Source organism: Streptomyces albiflavescens (genome assembly GCF_014645835.1).
Classification (GTDB): domain Bacteria; phylum Actinomycetota; class Actinomycetes; order Streptomycetales; family Streptomycetaceae; genus Streptomyces; species Streptomyces albiflavescens.
Map to the genome: position 1 here is coordinate 359,318 of NZ_BMMM01000006.1, position 15,024 is coordinate 374,341.

The 15,024-nt window shown below is 70.1% G+C and carries 18 protein-coding genes and 1 tRNA gene; 4 read left to right on the forward strand and 15 right to left on the reverse strand.

The genetic code is table 11. The features are described from left to right. Window positions 1–46 precede the first annotated feature (46 nt). From IEY95_RS19200 to IEY95_RS19235, 8 genes are all read right to left on the reverse strand, one after another. Complete coding sequence (locus tag IEY95_RS19200; protein ID WP_189187254.1) at window positions 47–964, reverse strand: RNA polymerase sigma factor SigF; 918 nt, start codon at window positions 962–964, stop codon at window positions 47–49. 244 nt (window positions 965–1,208) lie between these two features. After that, window positions 1,209–2,114: an RNA polymerase sigma factor SigF gene (locus tag IEY95_RS19205; protein WP_189187255.1), complete on the reverse strand. Its 906-nt coding sequence runs from the start codon at window positions 2,112–2,114 to the stop codon at window positions 1,209–1,211. Window positions 2,115–2,298: 184 nt separating this feature from the next. Continuing rightward, window positions 2,299–2,592 carry a Dabb family protein gene (locus IEY95_RS19210; protein WP_189187256.1) on the reverse strand — a complete coding sequence of 98 codons (294 nt, stop codon included), beginning with the start codon at window positions 2,590–2,592 and terminating at the stop codon, window positions 2,299–2,301. 98 nt (window positions 2,593–2,690) lie between these two features. Next, on the reverse strand, window positions 2,691–2,870 hold the full coding sequence (locus IEY95_RS19215; RefSeq protein WP_189187257.1) for a hypothetical protein: 180 nt from the start codon (window positions 2,868–2,870) through the stop codon (window positions 2,691–2,693). A gap of 523 nt (window positions 2,871–3,393) precedes the next feature. After that, window positions 3,394–3,478 (reverse strand) — tRNA-Ser (locus IEY95_RS19220). A gap of 118 nt (window positions 3,479–3,596) precedes the next feature. Continuing rightward, window positions 3,597–4,028, reverse strand: a complete 432-nt coding sequence (gene tadA / locus IEY95_RS19225) for a tRNA adenosine(34) deaminase TadA (RefSeq protein ID WP_189187378.1) — start codon at window positions 4,026–4,028, stop codon at window positions 3,597–3,599. A gap of 150 nt (window positions 4,029–4,178) precedes the next feature. Beyond that, entirely contained in the window at window positions 4,179–4,712 is a 534-nt protein-coding gene (locus IEY95_RS19230; RefSeq protein WP_189187379.1) for a tRNA adenosine deaminase-associated protein, read from the reverse strand. 283 nt (window positions 4,713–4,995) lie between these two features. Next, window positions 4,996–5,178: a hypothetical protein gene (locus IEY95_RS19235; RefSeq protein ID WP_189187258.1), complete on the reverse strand. Its 183-nt coding sequence runs from the start codon at window positions 5,176–5,178 to the stop codon at window positions 4,996–4,998. Window positions 5,179–5,355: 177 nt separating this feature from the next. On the opposite strand from IEY95_RS19235, the gene upp reads away from it, so the two are divergent. After that, entirely contained in the window at window positions 5,356–5,991 is a 636-nt protein-coding gene (gene upp, locus IEY95_RS19240) for a uracil phosphoribosyltransferase (protein ID WP_189187259.1), read from the forward strand. Between the two features lie 92 nt (window positions 5,992–6,083). Here upp and IEY95_RS19245 read toward each other — a convergent pair whose 3' ends face one another. Beyond that, a complete protein-coding gene (locus IEY95_RS19245) occupies window positions 6,084–6,713 on the reverse strand; it encodes a LytR C-terminal domain-containing protein (RefSeq protein ID WP_189187380.1) in 630 nt (209 codons plus the stop codon). 146 nt (window positions 6,714–6,859) lie between these two features. After that, on the reverse strand, window positions 6,860–7,156 hold the full coding sequence (locus IEY95_RS19250) for a type II toxin-antitoxin system VapB family antitoxin (protein WP_003999914.1): 297 nt from the start codon (window positions 7,154–7,156) through the stop codon (window positions 6,860–6,862). 114 nt (window positions 7,157–7,270) lie between these two features. Here IEY95_RS19250 and IEY95_RS19255 point away from each other — a divergent pair, with 114 nt between their 5' ends. Then, the gene (locus IEY95_RS19255; protein ID WP_189187260.1) at window positions 7,271–8,950 is read left to right on the forward strand and encodes a helicase HerA-like domain-containing protein; all 1,680 of its coding nucleotides are present in this window, start codon (window positions 7,271–7,273) and stop codon (window positions 8,948–8,950) included. A gap of 94 nt (window positions 8,951–9,044) precedes the next feature. Here IEY95_RS19255 and IEY95_RS19260 read toward each other — a convergent pair whose 3' ends face one another. The 5 genes from IEY95_RS19260 to IEY95_RS19280 all read right to left on the reverse strand — a co-directional run bounded on the left by IEY95_RS19260 (window position 9,045) and on the right by IEY95_RS19280 (window position 12,184). Then, window positions 9,045–9,227 (reverse strand): hypothetical protein, encoded by a 183-nt coding sequence (locus tag IEY95_RS19260; RefSeq protein WP_189187384.1) that lies wholly within the window; start codon window positions 9,225–9,227, stop codon window positions 9,045–9,047. A gap of 51 nt (window positions 9,228–9,278) precedes the next feature. Beyond that, complete coding sequence (locus IEY95_RS19265) at window positions 9,279–9,650, reverse strand: hypothetical protein (protein WP_189187261.1); 372 nt, start codon at window positions 9,648–9,650, stop codon at window positions 9,279–9,281. 112 nt (window positions 9,651–9,762) lie between these two features. Continuing rightward, window positions 9,763–10,419, reverse strand: a complete 657-nt coding sequence (locus IEY95_RS19270) for an HdeD family acid-resistance protein (protein WP_189187262.1) — start codon at window positions 10,417–10,419, stop codon at window positions 9,763–9,765. A 288-nt stretch (window positions 10,420–10,707) separates the two neighbouring features. After that, a complete protein-coding gene (locus tag IEY95_RS19275; protein WP_189187263.1) occupies window positions 10,708–11,301 on the reverse strand; it encodes an HhH-GPD-type base excision DNA repair protein in 594 nt (197 codons plus the stop codon). A 160-nt stretch (window positions 11,302–11,461) separates the two neighbouring features. Beyond that, window positions 11,462–12,184: a siderophore-interacting protein gene (locus IEY95_RS19280; RefSeq protein WP_189187264.1), complete on the reverse strand. Its 723-nt coding sequence runs from the start codon at window positions 12,182–12,184 to the stop codon at window positions 11,462–11,464. A 78-nt stretch (window positions 12,185–12,262) separates the two neighbouring features. Here IEY95_RS19280 and IEY95_RS19285 point away from each other — a divergent pair, with 78 nt between their 5' ends. Together IEY95_RS19285 and IEY95_RS19290 are read left to right on the forward strand one after the other, a co-directional pair. Further along, window positions 12,263–14,371 (forward strand): penicillin acylase family protein, encoded by a 2,109-nt coding sequence (locus IEY95_RS19285; protein WP_189187265.1) that lies wholly within the window; start codon window positions 12,263–12,265, stop codon window positions 14,369–14,371. Next, the gene (locus IEY95_RS19290) at window positions 14,361–14,975 is read left to right on the forward strand and encodes a GNAT family N-acetyltransferase (protein WP_189187266.1); all 615 of its coding nucleotides are present in this window, start codon (window positions 14,361–14,363) and stop codon (window positions 14,973–14,975) included. Before IEY95_RS19285 ends, IEY95_RS19290 begins: the two co-directional genes overlap by 11 nt. Window positions 14,976–15,024: the final 49 nt, after the last annotated feature.

A 15,024-nucleotide genomic window follows, 5' to 3' on the forward strand; every position in this document is an offset into this window, starting at 1 on the left:
CCAGTGTGGCTGACGCCCCGTCAATTATGAACCCTGCGTGGGGCGGTCAGTCGGAGATGAGTCCTTCCCGCAGCTGCGCGAGCGTGCGGGTCAGCAGCCGGGAGACGTGCATCTGCGAGATGCCGACCTCCTCGCCGATCTGCGACTGGGTCATGTTCGCGAAGAAGCGGAGCATGATGATCCGGCGCTCGCGGGGCGGCAGTTTGGCGAGCAGTGGCTTGAGGGACTCGCGGTACTCGACGCCCTCCAGGGCCGTGTCCTCGTAGCCGAGGCGGTCCGCGAGGGAGCCCTCGCCGCCGTCGTCCTCGGGGGCGGGGGAGTCGAGGGACGACGCCGTGTACGCATTGCCGACGGCGAGGCCGTCGACCACGTCCTCCTCGGACACGCCGAGGACGGCGGCGAGTTCGGCGACTGTCGGGGAGCGGTCGAGTTTCTGCGAGAGCTCGTCGCTGGCCTTGGTGAGGGCCAGGCGCAGCTCCTGGAGGCGGCGCGGGACGCGGACGGACCAGGAGGTGTCGCGGAAGAACCGCTTGATCTCGCCGACGACGGTCGGCATCGCGAACGTCGGGAACTCCACGCCGCGTTCGCAGTCGAAGCGGTCGATCGCCTTGATCAGGCCGATCGTGCCGACCTGGACGATGTCCTCCATCGGCTCATTGCGGGAGCGGAAGCGCGCGGCCGCGTACCGGACGAGCGGGAGGTTGAGCTCGATGAGCGTGTCCCGGACGTAGGCGCGCTCCGGGCTGTTCTCACCGAGTGCGGCCAGCCGCAGGAACAGGGAGCGGGACAGGGTGCGGGTGTCGATGGCGCCCGAGGACTCGGGGGCCGGGAGGACGGCTTCGGCGGCCGGAGCGGCCGGGACGGCGTCGGGGGCCGGAAGGGCCGGGACATCGTGAAGCGCGTCGGGCGCGGACTCGCTCTTCATGAGCGTGAGCACCTTCGAGCTGCCCTGGTCTGCGGACATGCCACCCCCTTTGGGTCGCGGACGGTAGCGGCAGTCGCTCCCGTCGGAGGAACGCAGCCTCCACCTGAATACCGGAGGCGAGGCCGCGGCAAACGCGCTTCCGGCAGAATGTCACATGTCGGCAACACGCTGTAGTGACATGTCGACATGGAGGGGGTGAATCGGCCCTGGAAAGAGGGGGTCTGACAGTTTTTCGGCGTGGAGCTGTCGGAAAAGGCGCTGTTGAGCGATTCGCTCTTGGCGGCTACGCCTCGATCCTGTTTGCGGATCGAAGACGCGCGAAACTGCGGGCGAGCAGCCTTGACACATGCATCTGGGAGACTCCCAGTTCCGCGCTGATCTGTGACTGCGTCAAATTGCTGTAGTAGCGCAGAAGAAGGATCCGCTGCTCGCGCTCGGGCAGTTGTACGAGCAGATGCCGTACGAGGTCGCGGTGTTCGACCCCGTCGAGTGCCGGGTCCTCGTAACCGAGCCGGTCGAGCAGTCCCGGCAGCCCGTCGCCCTCCTGGGCGGCTTCGAGGGAGGTCGCGTGGTACGAGCGGCCCGCCTCGATGCAGGACAGCACCTCGTCCTCGGTGATGCGCAGCCGCTCGGCGATCTCGGCGGTCGTGGGCGAGCGCCCGAAGGCGGTCGTCAAGTCCTCCGTCGCGCTGTTCACCTGCACCCACAGTTCGTGCAGCCGGCGCGGTACGTGGACGGTGCGGACGTTGTCCCGGAAGTACCGCTTGATCTCCCCGACGACGGTCGGCATCGCGAAGGTCGGGAACTGCACACCGCGGTCGGGGTCGAAGCGGTCGATGGCGTTGATCAGCCCGATGGTCCCGACCTGAACGACGTCCTCCATGGGCTCGTTGCGGCTGCGGAAGCGGGCGGCCGCGTACCGGACGAGCGGGAGGTTGGCCTCGATGAGGGCCCCGCGTACGCGGTTGTGCTCGGGGGTTCCCGGCTCCAGCGTCTTGAGCTGACCGAAGAGCACCTGCGTGAGGGCCCGGGTGTCGGCACCGCGGCGGCGTTCGGGCGCGACCTGCTCCGGCGCGACTTCCTGGACGACTTCCCGCGCGGCGTCCCGTGAGACTTCCTGTGCGACTGCCGGTACGACTTCTTGTGGCGGTGCTTGAGGCGCAGTACTGGCCGGCACGGTCAACTCCACCTCTGTGATCCGTCAACTCATCCGTGATCAACTCACCCGTCAAAAGCGGTCATAGCATCACAAGACATGTGCACTGTGTGCAAGCACCGCATAACTTCGTGTTGAAGGAGAGGTGGGGCATAAGACACAAAAAACCTCTGGCCGGATACGGCCAGAGGCTTCGAAACGGTGCGGCCCGGAAGGGTCAGAACGGATAGTCGGCGATCACCCAGGTCGCGAACTCCCGCCACAGCGCGACGCCCGCCTGGTGTGCCGGGTGCTCCAAGTACCGCTTCAGGGCGTCGGTGTCGTCGACGGCGGAGTTGATCGCGAAGTCGTACGCGATGGGCCGGTCGGTGATGTTCCAGTCGCATTCCCAGAACCGCAGCTCGGGGATCTGGTCGCCGAGCGCACGGAAGGCGGCCACGCCCTCGACCACACGCGGGTCGTCGCGCTCGACGCCCTCGTTGAGCTTGAAGAGGACCAGATGGCGGATCACGGGCACTCCCTGGTGGTGCGGTTCTTGTCTCTGCCCGGTCGGCTCGGCGCAGGCTCGGTGAGGGCTCTGCGCCGACTCGGTTCCGACTCGGCTCCGACTCAGTTCTTGGCTCCGTGGGCGACCCAGGTCATGAAGTCTCCGATGGCCTGAGCGGCACTCGATATGCCTTCGAACCCTATCTGGACGTAATCGGCCGCCTTGGCCGGATCCGTGATGATCACGTAGAGCGCGAAGACCACGAGCACATAGACGGCGATCTTCTTCGAATTCACCGCCATCGCGGCCTCCCCTGTGACTGCTGCGCCTGGTGGGTCCCCTGTTGCCGGCGGTGAGTGTAACCTTCACGCCGCTTTTAAGGACCAACGGCCCGCTGGTCCAGGCCTTTTGTCGGGCCGATCCGGGCGCCGCCGAGCCCAGGATGGATGGTGAGCCCGGCGGAACCGGCAGGAGTCCGCGGGGCCGGGACGGACCCCACTGGGGGTCCCGCCGCGGGCTTCCCCCGAGACAGCGGCGCGGACTTGTGGGTCCTTCTCCATCGGGGGAAGCGGCTTGTTCCCCTCCGGGTGCCGCTTCCCCCGTCCTCATGGGGTGCGGGAGCCCCTGGGATCGGGTACGTGAAAGCCCCGGCGTGAGCGGCGCCGGGGCTTTCACGTGTATCCGCGCGACTGTCCGCATGTATCCGAGCGACTGTCCGCGCGTACCCGAGCGACTGTCCGCGCGTACCCGAGTGACGGTTCGTGTGCACGCGTGCGACGGTCGGAAGCACGAAGGGCCCCGTCTCTCGACGGGGCCCTTCTCAAGCGGTAGCGGAGGGATTTGAACCCTCGGTGACTTGCGCCACACTCGCTTTCGAGGCGAGCTCCTTCGGCCGCTCGGACACGCTACCGAGGGAGACCCTACCCCAAGGTGGGCCGTGGTCTGAAATCCGTTTCGGTGACCCGGATGATCAACGATCAGCGGCCGCGGAAGCAGCCCCGAAGATCGGCGGTCGCGGAAGAAGATGATCAGCGGTCGCGGAAGAAGTCGGTGAGGAGGCTCGCGCACTCGTCGGCGAGGACGCCCTCGATCACTTCGGGCCGGTGGTTGAGCCGCCGGTCGCGTACGAGGTCCCAGAGTGAGCCGGCCGCGCCCGCCTTCTCGTCGCGGGCGCCGTAGACGACCCGGTCCACCCGGGACTGCACGAGCGCGCCCGCGCACATCGTGCAGGGCTCCAGGGTGACGACGAGCGTGCACCCGGTCAGCCGCCACTCGCCGAGCTCAAGGGCGGCCCGGCGCAGCGCGACGACCTCGGCGTGCGCCGTCGGATCGCCGGTGGCCTCGCGCTCGTTGTGCCCGGTCGCGAGCACCGTCGTACCGTCCGCGGACAGCACGACGGCGCCGACGGGAACATCCCCGCCCCGGACGGCCCGGTGGGCCTCGTCCAGGGCGAGCCGCATCGCGGCCCGCCAGCGGTCGCGTACCGGATCGGCAGGATCGGGCTGTGGAGTGTGCTCGGTCGTGCTCACCCGGGGAACCTAGCGGAAGGTCTTCAGGGCCTGGTGAGAGATCCCCAGGGACTCGCGGAAGCTCCCCGGAGACTCCCGGACCTAGCGGACGGTCTCCAGGACCTCCGCCGCGCCCAGGGCGTCGGCGATCGTGCTGAGCGCGTCGCCTTCGTCCAGGGCGAGCAGTTCCTTCTCGCTCACTCCGAGGTCCGCGAGGATGTCGCGGTCTCCGACGGGGCTGTGCGAAACAGCCTCGCCGGACGCGGTCTCGTCCTCGTCGTCGTCGGAGTCCTCGGGCTCACCGTCCTCTGTGCCGTCCAGGTCGAGGGAGTCCAGGTCGGCGTCGTCGTCGCCGGGCTCCCGTCCTAGTAGTTCGTCCGTGAGCAGGATCTCGCCGTACGAGCTGCGGGCAGCCGCGGCGGCGTCCGAGACGTAGATACGAGGGTCCTCCTCGCCGTCCACGCGGACGACGCCGAACCACGCGTCCTCCTGCTCGATGAGCACGAGCACCGTGTCCTCGTCCGAGGCTTCACGGGCCAGGTCGGTCAGATCCGACAGGGTCTCCACATCGTCGAGCTCTGTGTCGCTCGCTTCCCACCCGTCTTCGGTGCGCGCGAGCAGTGCGGCGAAGTACACCGTGACTCTCCCACTGGTCATAGGCGTGCCGGTTGGGGGTCCCCCCGGCGGAGGTTGTGGGCGGGGAGTGCTTCTCCGAGTCCCACCCACTCGGAATCGTGGCAGAAACAGAGCGTTCAGGGGACGCCTTCGGCCTGCTGTGTCTGCCTCTTTTGATCGCTACCAGCGGATCGTACGCGGCCGTCGGCGCCTCGTACGCACCTCCCCGCCCAGACACGGGCTCACGCGGCACGGGCGGGGGATCGGGTTGGTGCGGGCGGCGCATCGGCTCGGGGCGTGCGCGCTACCAGCGGAAGGTGCGCATGCGCATGGCGTGGCGCAGTCGGGCGGCCTTGGCGCGGCGGGGCTGGACCCGGTCGCGCAGCTCGCGCGCCTCGGTCAACTCACGCAGGAACTGGGCGCGGCGCCTCCTGCGTTCGGCGTCGGTCTCCAACTGCTCAGGGGACTCCTCTTCCCGGTTCTGCACAGACACACCACCCCCAGGTCCGTCCCTCCCACTTTCCCGCTGATGGGCGGTTTGATGCCAGCGTTCGGGTGACAGTGCGGGCCGGTCCTTGCCGGATCGCGTCGCGCGGGGCAGAGGCTTCTGTCGGGAGCGGGCGGGGCAGTGGCGGGCGCCCCGGGCCCGGCTACTGTTGTGGACATGCGTCTCCACGTCGTCGACCACCCCCTGGTCGCCCATAAGCTCACCACCCTGCGCGACCGGCGCACCGACTCCGCGACCTTCCGGCGCCTCGCCGACGAGCTGGTCACCCTGCTCGCCTACGAGGCCACGCGGGACGTGCGCACGGAGCAGGTCGACATCGTGACCCCGGTCGCCTCGACCACGGGCGTCAAGCTCTCCTACCCGCGCCCCCTCGTCGTGCCGATCCTGCGGGCGGGTCTCGGCATGCTCGACGGCATGGTGCGACTGCTGCCGACCGCCGAGGTGGGCTTCCTGGGCATGGTGCGCAACGAGGAGACGCTCCAGGCCTCCACGTACGCCACCCGCATGCCGGACGACCTCTCCGGGCGTCAGGTGTACGTCCTCGACCCGATGCTGGCCACCGGCGGCACGCTCGTCGCGGCGATCCAGGAGCTGATCAAGCGCGGCGCCGACGACGTCACCGCCGTGGTCCTCCTCGCAGCCCCCGAGGGCGTCGAGGTCATGGAGCGCGAACTGGCGGGCACGCCGGTCACCGTCGTCACGGCCTCGGTCGACGAGCGCCTCAACGAGCACGGCTACATCGTGCCGGGCCTCGGAGACGCGGGGGACCGGATGTACGGGGCAGCCGAGTAGCCCCTCTTACGAGGAGTTCGAAGACTCGGGGACTTCGGGGACTTCGGGGACTTCGAGGGCTGAAGGCTGAAGGCTGAAGGCTGACGAGGCTTTCAGCAGTTCTTCTGCGAGGCGGAGGGGGTCGGCCGGGGCGTGGCCAGGACGGCCAGGGCCCTGTCGGCGTCCTTCTTGTTCGTCAGCGACTTGAAGCCGGTGCCGATGATGAGGTCGACCTCGTCGGCCTTCTCGCGGCCGTCGGTCTTCAGTTCGGCGCCGGTGAGCTGCGTGTTGAGGACGGGGAGCGCGGCCGAGTAGGCCGCCTTCGCGCCGAGCAGTATCCCGGCGCTGTCGACCTTCTTGTCGTACGCGGCCGTTGCGTTGCCCACATCGCCGATCTTGAAGCCGCGCTTCCGCAGCTCGTCCGCGGTCTCCTTGGCGAGCCCGCTGCGGGGCGTGGCGTTCAGGACGTTCACAGTGATCTGGCCGGGCTTGGGAAGGGTTTTGGCGACAGCACCGGCCGCCGAGGCGGACGGGCTCACCTTCGTCCCGCAGTCCGTCTTGGAGCCCGCCGCCGTGGCCTTGTCGCCGCCGCCCGTGAAGACGTCGATGAGCTGCAGCGTTCCCCACCCGATCAGCCCTAGTGCGGTGACGGAGGAGACGATCAGGAACACGAGCCTCCGGCGCCCCTTGGGGCGGCGCATCCGCGGGTACTTGTCCCCCGTGATCCGGTACTGGCCGCCCATGCCAGGGGGAGTGAGCATGCTCATGGGCGCAGCGTAGTGCGCCTGGGCGGTAATGCCTACTAGATGATCATTGGATACCGGCCAGGAGAACCCGAAAGGGCCAACCCCGGGTCTGCCTCGGTGAGGCGAGCCCGGAAAGGGGGGTGTCAGTCGAGCTCGAGCACGCGTGCGTGGAGGACCTGGCGCTGCTGGAGCGCGGCCCGGACGGCGCGGTGCAGGCCGTCCTCCAGGTACAGGTCGCCCTGCCACTTCACGACGTGCGCGAAGAGGTCGCCGTAGAACGTCGAGTCCTCGGCGAGCAGTGTTTCCAGGTCGAGCTGGCCCTTGGTCGTCACGAGCTGATCGAGGCGGACCGGGCGCGGCGCGACGTCCGCCCACTGCCGGGTGCTTTCCCGGCCGTGGTCGGGGTACGGCCGTCCGTTTCCGATGCGCTTGAAGATCACACGGAAAGCCTACCGGTCAAGACCTTCCGGGCGCAGCCATGGCGACGGAGTGCGACGCTGGAAAAGACGCCGTTGACGCCGTAAATCCATGCAAATCGGGAACAGAGGCCTGAGATGAGCGACAGCGAGATCGTGCCTCCGGCCACCGATCCACGGTCTGCCCCCGCCACCGCACCCAAGACGGCTCCCGCCACCGCCCCCAAGACGGCTCCCGCCACCGCCCCCAAGACGGCTCCCGCCACCGCTCCCGAGAAGGCCGGGAGCGCCCCCGCACTCCCCCAGGAGGCCCTGGAGATCGCCTCGGGGTACGCGTTCTCCGGCCCCGCCCTCGATCTCGGCGCCCTGCTCTGGGACGGGCAGTGCCTGCCCGACGTGCAGATCCGCATCCCGCTGCCGATGCTCAACCGGCACGGCCTGGTCGCGGGCGCCACCGGCACCGGCAAGACCAAGACCCTCCAGCTGATCGCCGAGCAGCTGTCGGCCCAGGGGGTGCCCGTCTTCCTCGCCGACATCAAGGGCGATGTTTCGGGAGTGTCGGCGCCGGGCGTGTCGAACGACAGAGTCCAGGAGCGCGCCCGCGACGTCCATCAGGAGTGGACGCCGGCCGGGTGCCCCGCCGAGTTCTACGCGCTCGGCGGTATGGGCCACGGCATCCCCGTACGGGCCACGATCACCAGCTTCGGTCCGGTGCTGCTGTCCAAGGTGCTCCAGCTCAATCAGACCCAGGAGCAGTCGCTCGGCCTGATCTTCCACTACGCCGACCAGAAGGGCCTGGAGCTGGTCGACCTCAAGGACCTGCGTGCGGTGGTCGCCTTCCTGACCTCGGACGAGGGCAAGCAGGAACTGAAGGGCATCGGCGGGCTGTCCACCGCCACGGCCGGGGTGATCCTCCGCTCTCTCGCCGCCTTCGAGGCGCAGGGCATGAGCCCGTTCTTCGGGGAGCCGGAGTTCGACACCGGCGAGCTGCTGCGTACGGCGTCGGAGGGGCGCGGCGTGGTGTCCGTCCTCGAACTCCCCGAGGTACAGGACAAACCGCAGCTCTTCTCGACCTTCCTGATGTGGCTGCTCGCCGACCTCTTCCACGACCTTCCCGAGGTCGGCGACGCGGACAGACCCAAGCTCGTCTTCTTCTTCGACGAGGCACATCTGCTCTTCGACGACGCCTCGAAGGCCTTCTTGGACTCCATCACGCAGACCGTCCGGCTCATTCGCTCGAAAGGGGTCGGTGTCTTCTTCGTGACGCAGACCCCCAAGGACGTACCCGCCGATGTCCTCGGTCAGCTCGGCAACCGTGTCCAGCACGCGCTGCGCGCCTTCACCCCGGACGATCAGAAGCCGCTGAAGGCCACCGTGAAGACCTTTCCCCACTCCGGGTACGACCTGGAGGAGGTCCTCACCGGGCTCGGCATCGGGGAGGCCGTCGTCACCGTGCTGAGCGAGAAGGGCGCGCCGACGCCGGTCGCGGTGACGCGACTGCGGGCGCCGCGGTCCCTGATGGGGCCGGTCGACGCGGGGGTGCTGGATCAGGCGGTGAAGGGGTCGCCGCTGTACGGGCGGTACGCGCAGGCGGTGGACCGGGAGTCGGCGTACGAGAAGCTGACGGCGCGGGAGGCGGCGTCGCAGGCCGCACCGGCCCCCTCGAAGGGGCGCCCCGAGCAGGACAGGCACGAGGAGTCGATGGTCGAACAGGTCGTCGGCAGCGGCCTGTTCAAGTCCCTCGCCCGGTCCGTCGGCACGCAGATCGGGCGGGAGATCACCAGGTCGCTCTTCGGGACGGCTCGCCGCCGGCGGTAGGCGCCCGCTCCGTCCTGGTGAAGAGGGACCGCTCCGTCCCGATGAGGGCGACCGCTCCGTCCTGGGGAAGGGAAGAAGCGGTCACCTTCCGTGATCAGCCGCGGCCGTTTTCCTTGGTGGGTGCGATCGGTGGTTGTCCGCCCGGAAGCTGTCCGTCCGACAGGTGCCGGTCGGACTGCTGTGCGTCGGGTTCGGGGCGGTGGTCCGGCTTCGGTGCGTTGCGTAGGGCTTCCGCGCGCAGCAGGGCGCGCAGGACCGCGTAGGGGTCGTTGGGCATGGGGGTGTCCTTGTGTTCGCTGGTGAGGGACCGGTCCGGAAGCCGGGTCCGTCAGCAGCGCAGGACCACGCAGCGCAGGGCGTGCAGGGTGGGGGAGTACGAGGTCGGTGCGGGTGCCGGTACGGGGCGGGGGTCGGGCTCCCGCTCGGTGTGGCCGGTGTCGGGGCGCAGGGCGGTGAGGGGGCGGTGTCCCTGACGGGTGGGCGGGCGCAGGGCCGTGTCGAGGACGTCGTGTTCGGCGGTCCCCGACGCGGCGGTGGCCGTGGCGGTGGAGGACGCGGCGAACACCTCGGGGTGTGCGCCCGTGGCGAGCATCGCGACGATCAGCAGGACGAGAATCCGCAGCCAAGCGCTCGAAGGAGCCCCTCCCCGCGCTCGCGCGCACCGGCGCAGCGGGTGCGGGTGGCACGGGGAGGGGCTCATGAGTGGTCATCTCCCCACCGGAGGCCGGTGGTTCATCGGGTCTGCCGGGAGATCCGCCCTGTTGGCGTACCTGGCGGGCGCGGAGTTGACGTCGGGGGGCGCCGGGGAGCGGTCACAGGATGCGGGGGACGGCTTGGGCGCCGGAGCGGATCCGGAACGCCGTGATGATCTCGCCGATGCCGACCACGATGAGGATGCAGCCGCTGACGAGGGTGAGGACGGCGACCGACTCGAACGGGGACACGATCAGCACGATGCCGGCGAGGAAGCTGACGATACCGAGGAAGATCTGCCAGCCGCGGGCCGGCACGCTCGGGTCGGAGGCGGCGGCGATGGTCTGTGTGAGGCCGCGGAACATCCAGCCGATGCCGATCCACAGGGCGAGCAGCAGGATCGACTGCATCGCGCCGCGGAAGCAGAAGAGGCCCAGCAGGATGGACAGGGTGCCGCTGATGAACGCCATCACGCGGAGCGAGGTCGCCGCGTGGGTGCCGAAGGCGGCCACGAGTTGCAGGACGCCGCTGAAGATCAGGTAGAGACCGAAGAGCACTCCCGCGGCGAGGAGCGAGGCACCTGGCCAGATCAGCACCAGGACACCGAGCACCAGGGCGGCGATGCCGGCGACCAGCACGGTCTGCCAGGTGGCGCGGGCGAGGAAGTGCAGAGGGCCCTCGGGCTCACCCATGGGGGCGCGCATGTCCCTCGCGGCGTGCACGTGGCGGTCGTTGTACTCCGGGCCCCACGGGGAGCCGCTCGGTGGCTCGGTCATGACTCATGCTGTGAACGGTCCGGGGCTGCCCGCCACCGGGATGAGCCGAGCGGCGGACACGGCGGACACGGCGGGCGGGGCGTTTTTCGCCCCTCCGCCCCTGCCCGGCCCCGGGGCTCCGCCCCGGACACCCCGGACTGCTCTTGGGCCGAGGGTGGGTGGGGGCTTGTCTTTGGCCGAGGGTGGGTGGGGGCTTGTCGTGTCGTGCAGTTCCCCGCGCCGTCGTGCAGCCCCCGCGTCGTCGTGCAGTCCCCGCGCCGTCGTGCAGTCCCCGCGTCCCTGACGGGGCTACCGGCCGGAGGCCTTCGCCGCCTTGGCCGCCGCCTTCATCTCCTGTTTGTGGGCGCGGACCTTGGCCAGGGATTCCGGGCCGGTGATGTCGGCCACCGAGCGGAAGGACTTCGGCTCGCCGTAGGCGCCCGCGGCCTCGCGCCACCCCTTGGGGCGTACGCCGAACTGCTTGCCGAGGAGGGCGAGGAAGATCTGCGCCTTCTGCTTGCCGAACCCGGGCAGCTTCTCCAGCTGCTTCAGCAGTTCCTGCCCGGTTTCGACACCCTCCCAGATCGCGCTCGCGTCCCCGTCGTAGTGCTCGACGAGGTACTGGCACAGCTGCTGGATCCGCTTGGCCATCGAACCGGGGTAGCGGTGCACGGCAGGCTTCTCCGACAGGAGCGCGGCGAAGGCCTCGGGGTCGTGCGCCGCGATCTCGTGCGCGTCCAGGTCGTCCGTGCCCAGCCGCTGCGCGATGGTCGACGGGCCCTTGAACGCCCACTCCATCGGCACTTGCTGGTCCAGCAGCATCCCGATCAGCGCGGCGAGCGGACTGCGGCCGAGGAGTTCGTCGGCCTCGGGGTCCTGGGAGAGGTGAAGAGTGACGTTCATGGGTCGATGATCGCCCGACCGCCCGTCAGGCGCAGCCGGGCGCGACGCGCGGTCGTCGCACGGCACCGCCACCCGACTCACGAGGTCGTCGAAAAGCCGTACGGCAAAGTCCGTACGCGGGGTCCGTACGCGAGCGCCGTACGCACGTCCGGAGGCGCCGCTACGTCGCCCGCCAGTACCCCAGCGCATGCGTGCGCTGCCGGGGAACGGCCAGTTCCTTGCGGACGTACGAGGACAGCGCCCGTGTCGTCGTCGTGTCGCAGGCGATCCAGACGTATGGATCCGGCTCGCCTTTGAGCAGTCCGGGCAGTTCGTCGCGCACTTGCTCGACCAGGTGCGCGCCGGAGCGCAGCCGTGGCACGTGGCGCACCTCGTGCCGGGCCGGGTCCACACGGAGGGGGAGGCCGTCCGTCGTGCCCTCGAACCAGATGGTCGCCGGTGCCGAGTCCCATGCGTCGAGAAGGGAGTTGAGGGCGGGCAGCGATGCCGGGTCGGCGATCGCGAGGACGCGCGAGGGGTCGGGCCGGGGCCGTTCGAAGCCGGTGCCGTGGACCGTCGCCTCGATGGTGTCCCCGGGCTTCGCCGCCCGCGCCCAGTCCCCGGCGCGGCCTTCGTGCAGGGCGAACTCCAGGTCGAACGTCCCGGCCGCCGGGTCGGGGTCGACCAGCGTGTACGCCCGCTGGTGCGGCTTGCCCGCGTTGTCGAACCACAGCCGTACCCACATGGTCGGGTGGACCCCGGTCGCCGCGAGCATGCCGCCGTCGGTGAGGTGCAGCCGCCGGTACTGCGGGCTGACGTCCTCGGCGCCGGTCACCGTGAAGGTGAAATCCCTGGCGCGCAGCAGCTTGAGGACCGCGCCCTCCCAGCCATGGCCCCGACCCATGCGGCATTCACCCCTCGCGTACGATTCCGCGGAATGTGGGTTAGGTTAGCCTAACCTGATAAGAGTGGGGGATGGTTCATGACCGTCGAGATCTACCGTGACGCCTGGGGCATCCCGCACTTGCGCGCGGACAGCGCACAGGAGCTCGCCCACGCTCAGGGCCGTACCACCGCCCTGGACCGCGCCTGGCAGCTGGAGGTCGAACGGCACCGTTCGCAGGGCACCTCGGCCGCGTTCCTCGGCCCCGAGGCTGTCGCCTGGGACCGGTTCGCGCGCCAGGCACGGCTCGATGACACCGCCAGACGCTGCTTCGCCGCCCTGCAGAGACGGGACCCCGAGACCGCCGCCTGGGTCGTCTCGTATGTGCAAGGGGTCAATGAGGGGCTGGCGGAAGGGGCCCGGCGCACACCGGAGTTCGCCGCGACCGGGCTCGCCCCCGGCCGCTGGGAGCCCTGGAGCCCGCTCGGCGTCTGGCTCGGTACGCACATCCTCTTCGCCGGGTTTCCCGCCAAGTTGTGGCGCGAGGAGGTCATACGGCTGCTGGGCGAGGAGGCGGTCGAGCTGTTCGCCATGGACGGCATCGGCACCTCGGGGAGCAACGGGTGGCTGGTGAGCGGCGAACGGACCGTCACCGGGCAGGCCGTCATCGCCGGCGATCCGCACCGCTTCATCGAGGACCCCGGCGTCTATCAGCAGATCCGCCTCTGCTGCCCCGAGTTCGACGTCGTCGGGCTCGCCGTCCCCGGCGTCCCGGGCATCGCCCACTTCGCCCACACCGGGACGGTCGCCTGGGCGATCACCAACGCGATGGCCGACTACCAGGACTTGTATCGCGAGCGCCTGAGGCCGACCGGTTCGTCCGCCGAGGCCGCCGAGGCCGCCAAAGCCGCCGAGGCCGTCGAGGCCCTCGAAGCACTCGATCCGGACGGTGAGTGGCGGCCCGTGGCGCGGCACACGGAGGCGGTGGAGGTGGCAGGAGGCGAGCCCGTCGCGGTCGAGGTGATCGAGACCGCGCGAGGGCCCGTCGTCATCGGGGGAATCGGCGCGGAGGAGTCCATCAGCCTGCGCTACCCGCCCCGCGTGACCGAGGACCTCGGCTTCAGCGCGCTCCTCCCGCTGCTCAGGGCCCGTGAAGTCGCCGACGTGGACCGGGCCTTCGACCGCTGGGCGGAGCCCGTGAACGTCGTCCAGGCCGCCGACACCGAGGGCGGAGTGCTGCACCGCGTCGCGGGGCGGGTCCCGGTCCGGGGTAAGGACAACCGCAGGCGGGTGGTGGCCGCCTGGGAGGCCGGGCACGAGTGGCGGGGCTGGCACGAGATGCCGTACGGATCCTTCGAGGACGGCGTCGCCGTGATGGCGAACCAGCGCGGCCCGGCGACCCCGCTCGGCGTCGAGTTCGCCCCGCCGCACCGCGCCACCCGTATCCGGCAGTTCCTCGACGCGTCGCGGACGTGGTCCGCGGGGGACATGCCCGCCCTTCACATGGACACCCATCTCGCCTCGGCCGCCGCCCTGCTGGATCGGCTGGCCGCCCTCGGCGAGGGAATCGGCCCGGCAGCGGTCGCGCTCAGGGAGCGGCTCCTGGGCTGGGACCGGCGGATGGACGCCGCCAGCGGCGAGGCGGCGGCGTACGCGGCGGTGCGCGGCGCGGTCGTACGGCGACTCGCGGCGCACCCCGCGCTGGCCGTCCTCGCCGACCCGCCCGCGTACCCCGAGCTCTTCCTCCCCTGGCTCGCCCTCACTCCGCGCGTCGGCCTCGCCCTCGAAAACCTGCTGACAGCGGAGGAGTTGTATGGAATCGACCGCGACGCCGTGGTGCGGGACGCCGTCGAGGAGGTGGCGGCGGGCCGGACGCCGGGCGCCTGGGGTGACACCCACCGGCTCGCCCCCTGGCGCGCGCTCCCCGACCCCTCGTACGAGGCTCCGGGGCTCTCCGGCGACCACGACTGCGTGCTGTGCACATCGGCGGTGCCCGGTCTGACCGACCTGAGCGCGCGAGGCCCCGCCGCCCGTTACGTCTGGGATCTCGCCGACCGCGACAACAGCCTCTGGGTGGTTCCCCTCGGCGCCGACGGCGTCCCGGGTGCGGCCCACCACCGCGACCAACTCCCCTTGTGGCTCAAGGGAGATCTGGCACCGGTGGCCACCGACTGGAACAAGTTGACCAAGGAGAACCATGACGACTGAGCCGTACGGGCGCGACCGCGAGGCCGTTCACGAGCAGCTGGTCGACGGCTTCGGCACCGTCCGGATCCTGCCCCTCGACCCGCACGCCGACCTCGACGTCGTGCACTCCTGGGTGGCCCAGGAGCGGGCCGAGTTCTGGGGGATGAACGGGCTGACGAAGCAGCAGGTCCTGGAGACGTACCGGCATCTCGACTCGCTCGACACCCACCATGCCTTCCTCGCGGTCAAGGACGGCGAACCGGTCGCGCTCTTCCAGACCTACGAGCCCGAGGCCGACCGCGTCAGCGAGTGCTACGACGTCGAGCCGGGTGACATCGGCGTCCACCTGTTGATCGGGCCGCCCGGACAGGCCGGCGCGCGCCCGGGCTTCTCCTCTTCGCTGCTGGTCGCCTTCACCTCGTACGTGCTGGTCGGCCTGGACCGCGAGCGGGTCGTCGTCGATCCCGACGAGCGCAACCGGAAGGCGATCGCCCGCTTCGAGCGGCAGGGCTTCGACCTGGGACCGGCCGTCGTGCTGCCCGAAATCGACCTTCCGGACGTTTATCTGCCCGAGAAGCGCGCCCAACTGGCCTTCCTCACCAGGGAGGCGGCCTTCCGGCAGTAACCTCACGCTGCGGCGCTTGAGTACGCCGCCGGATTCGTCCGTACGTATC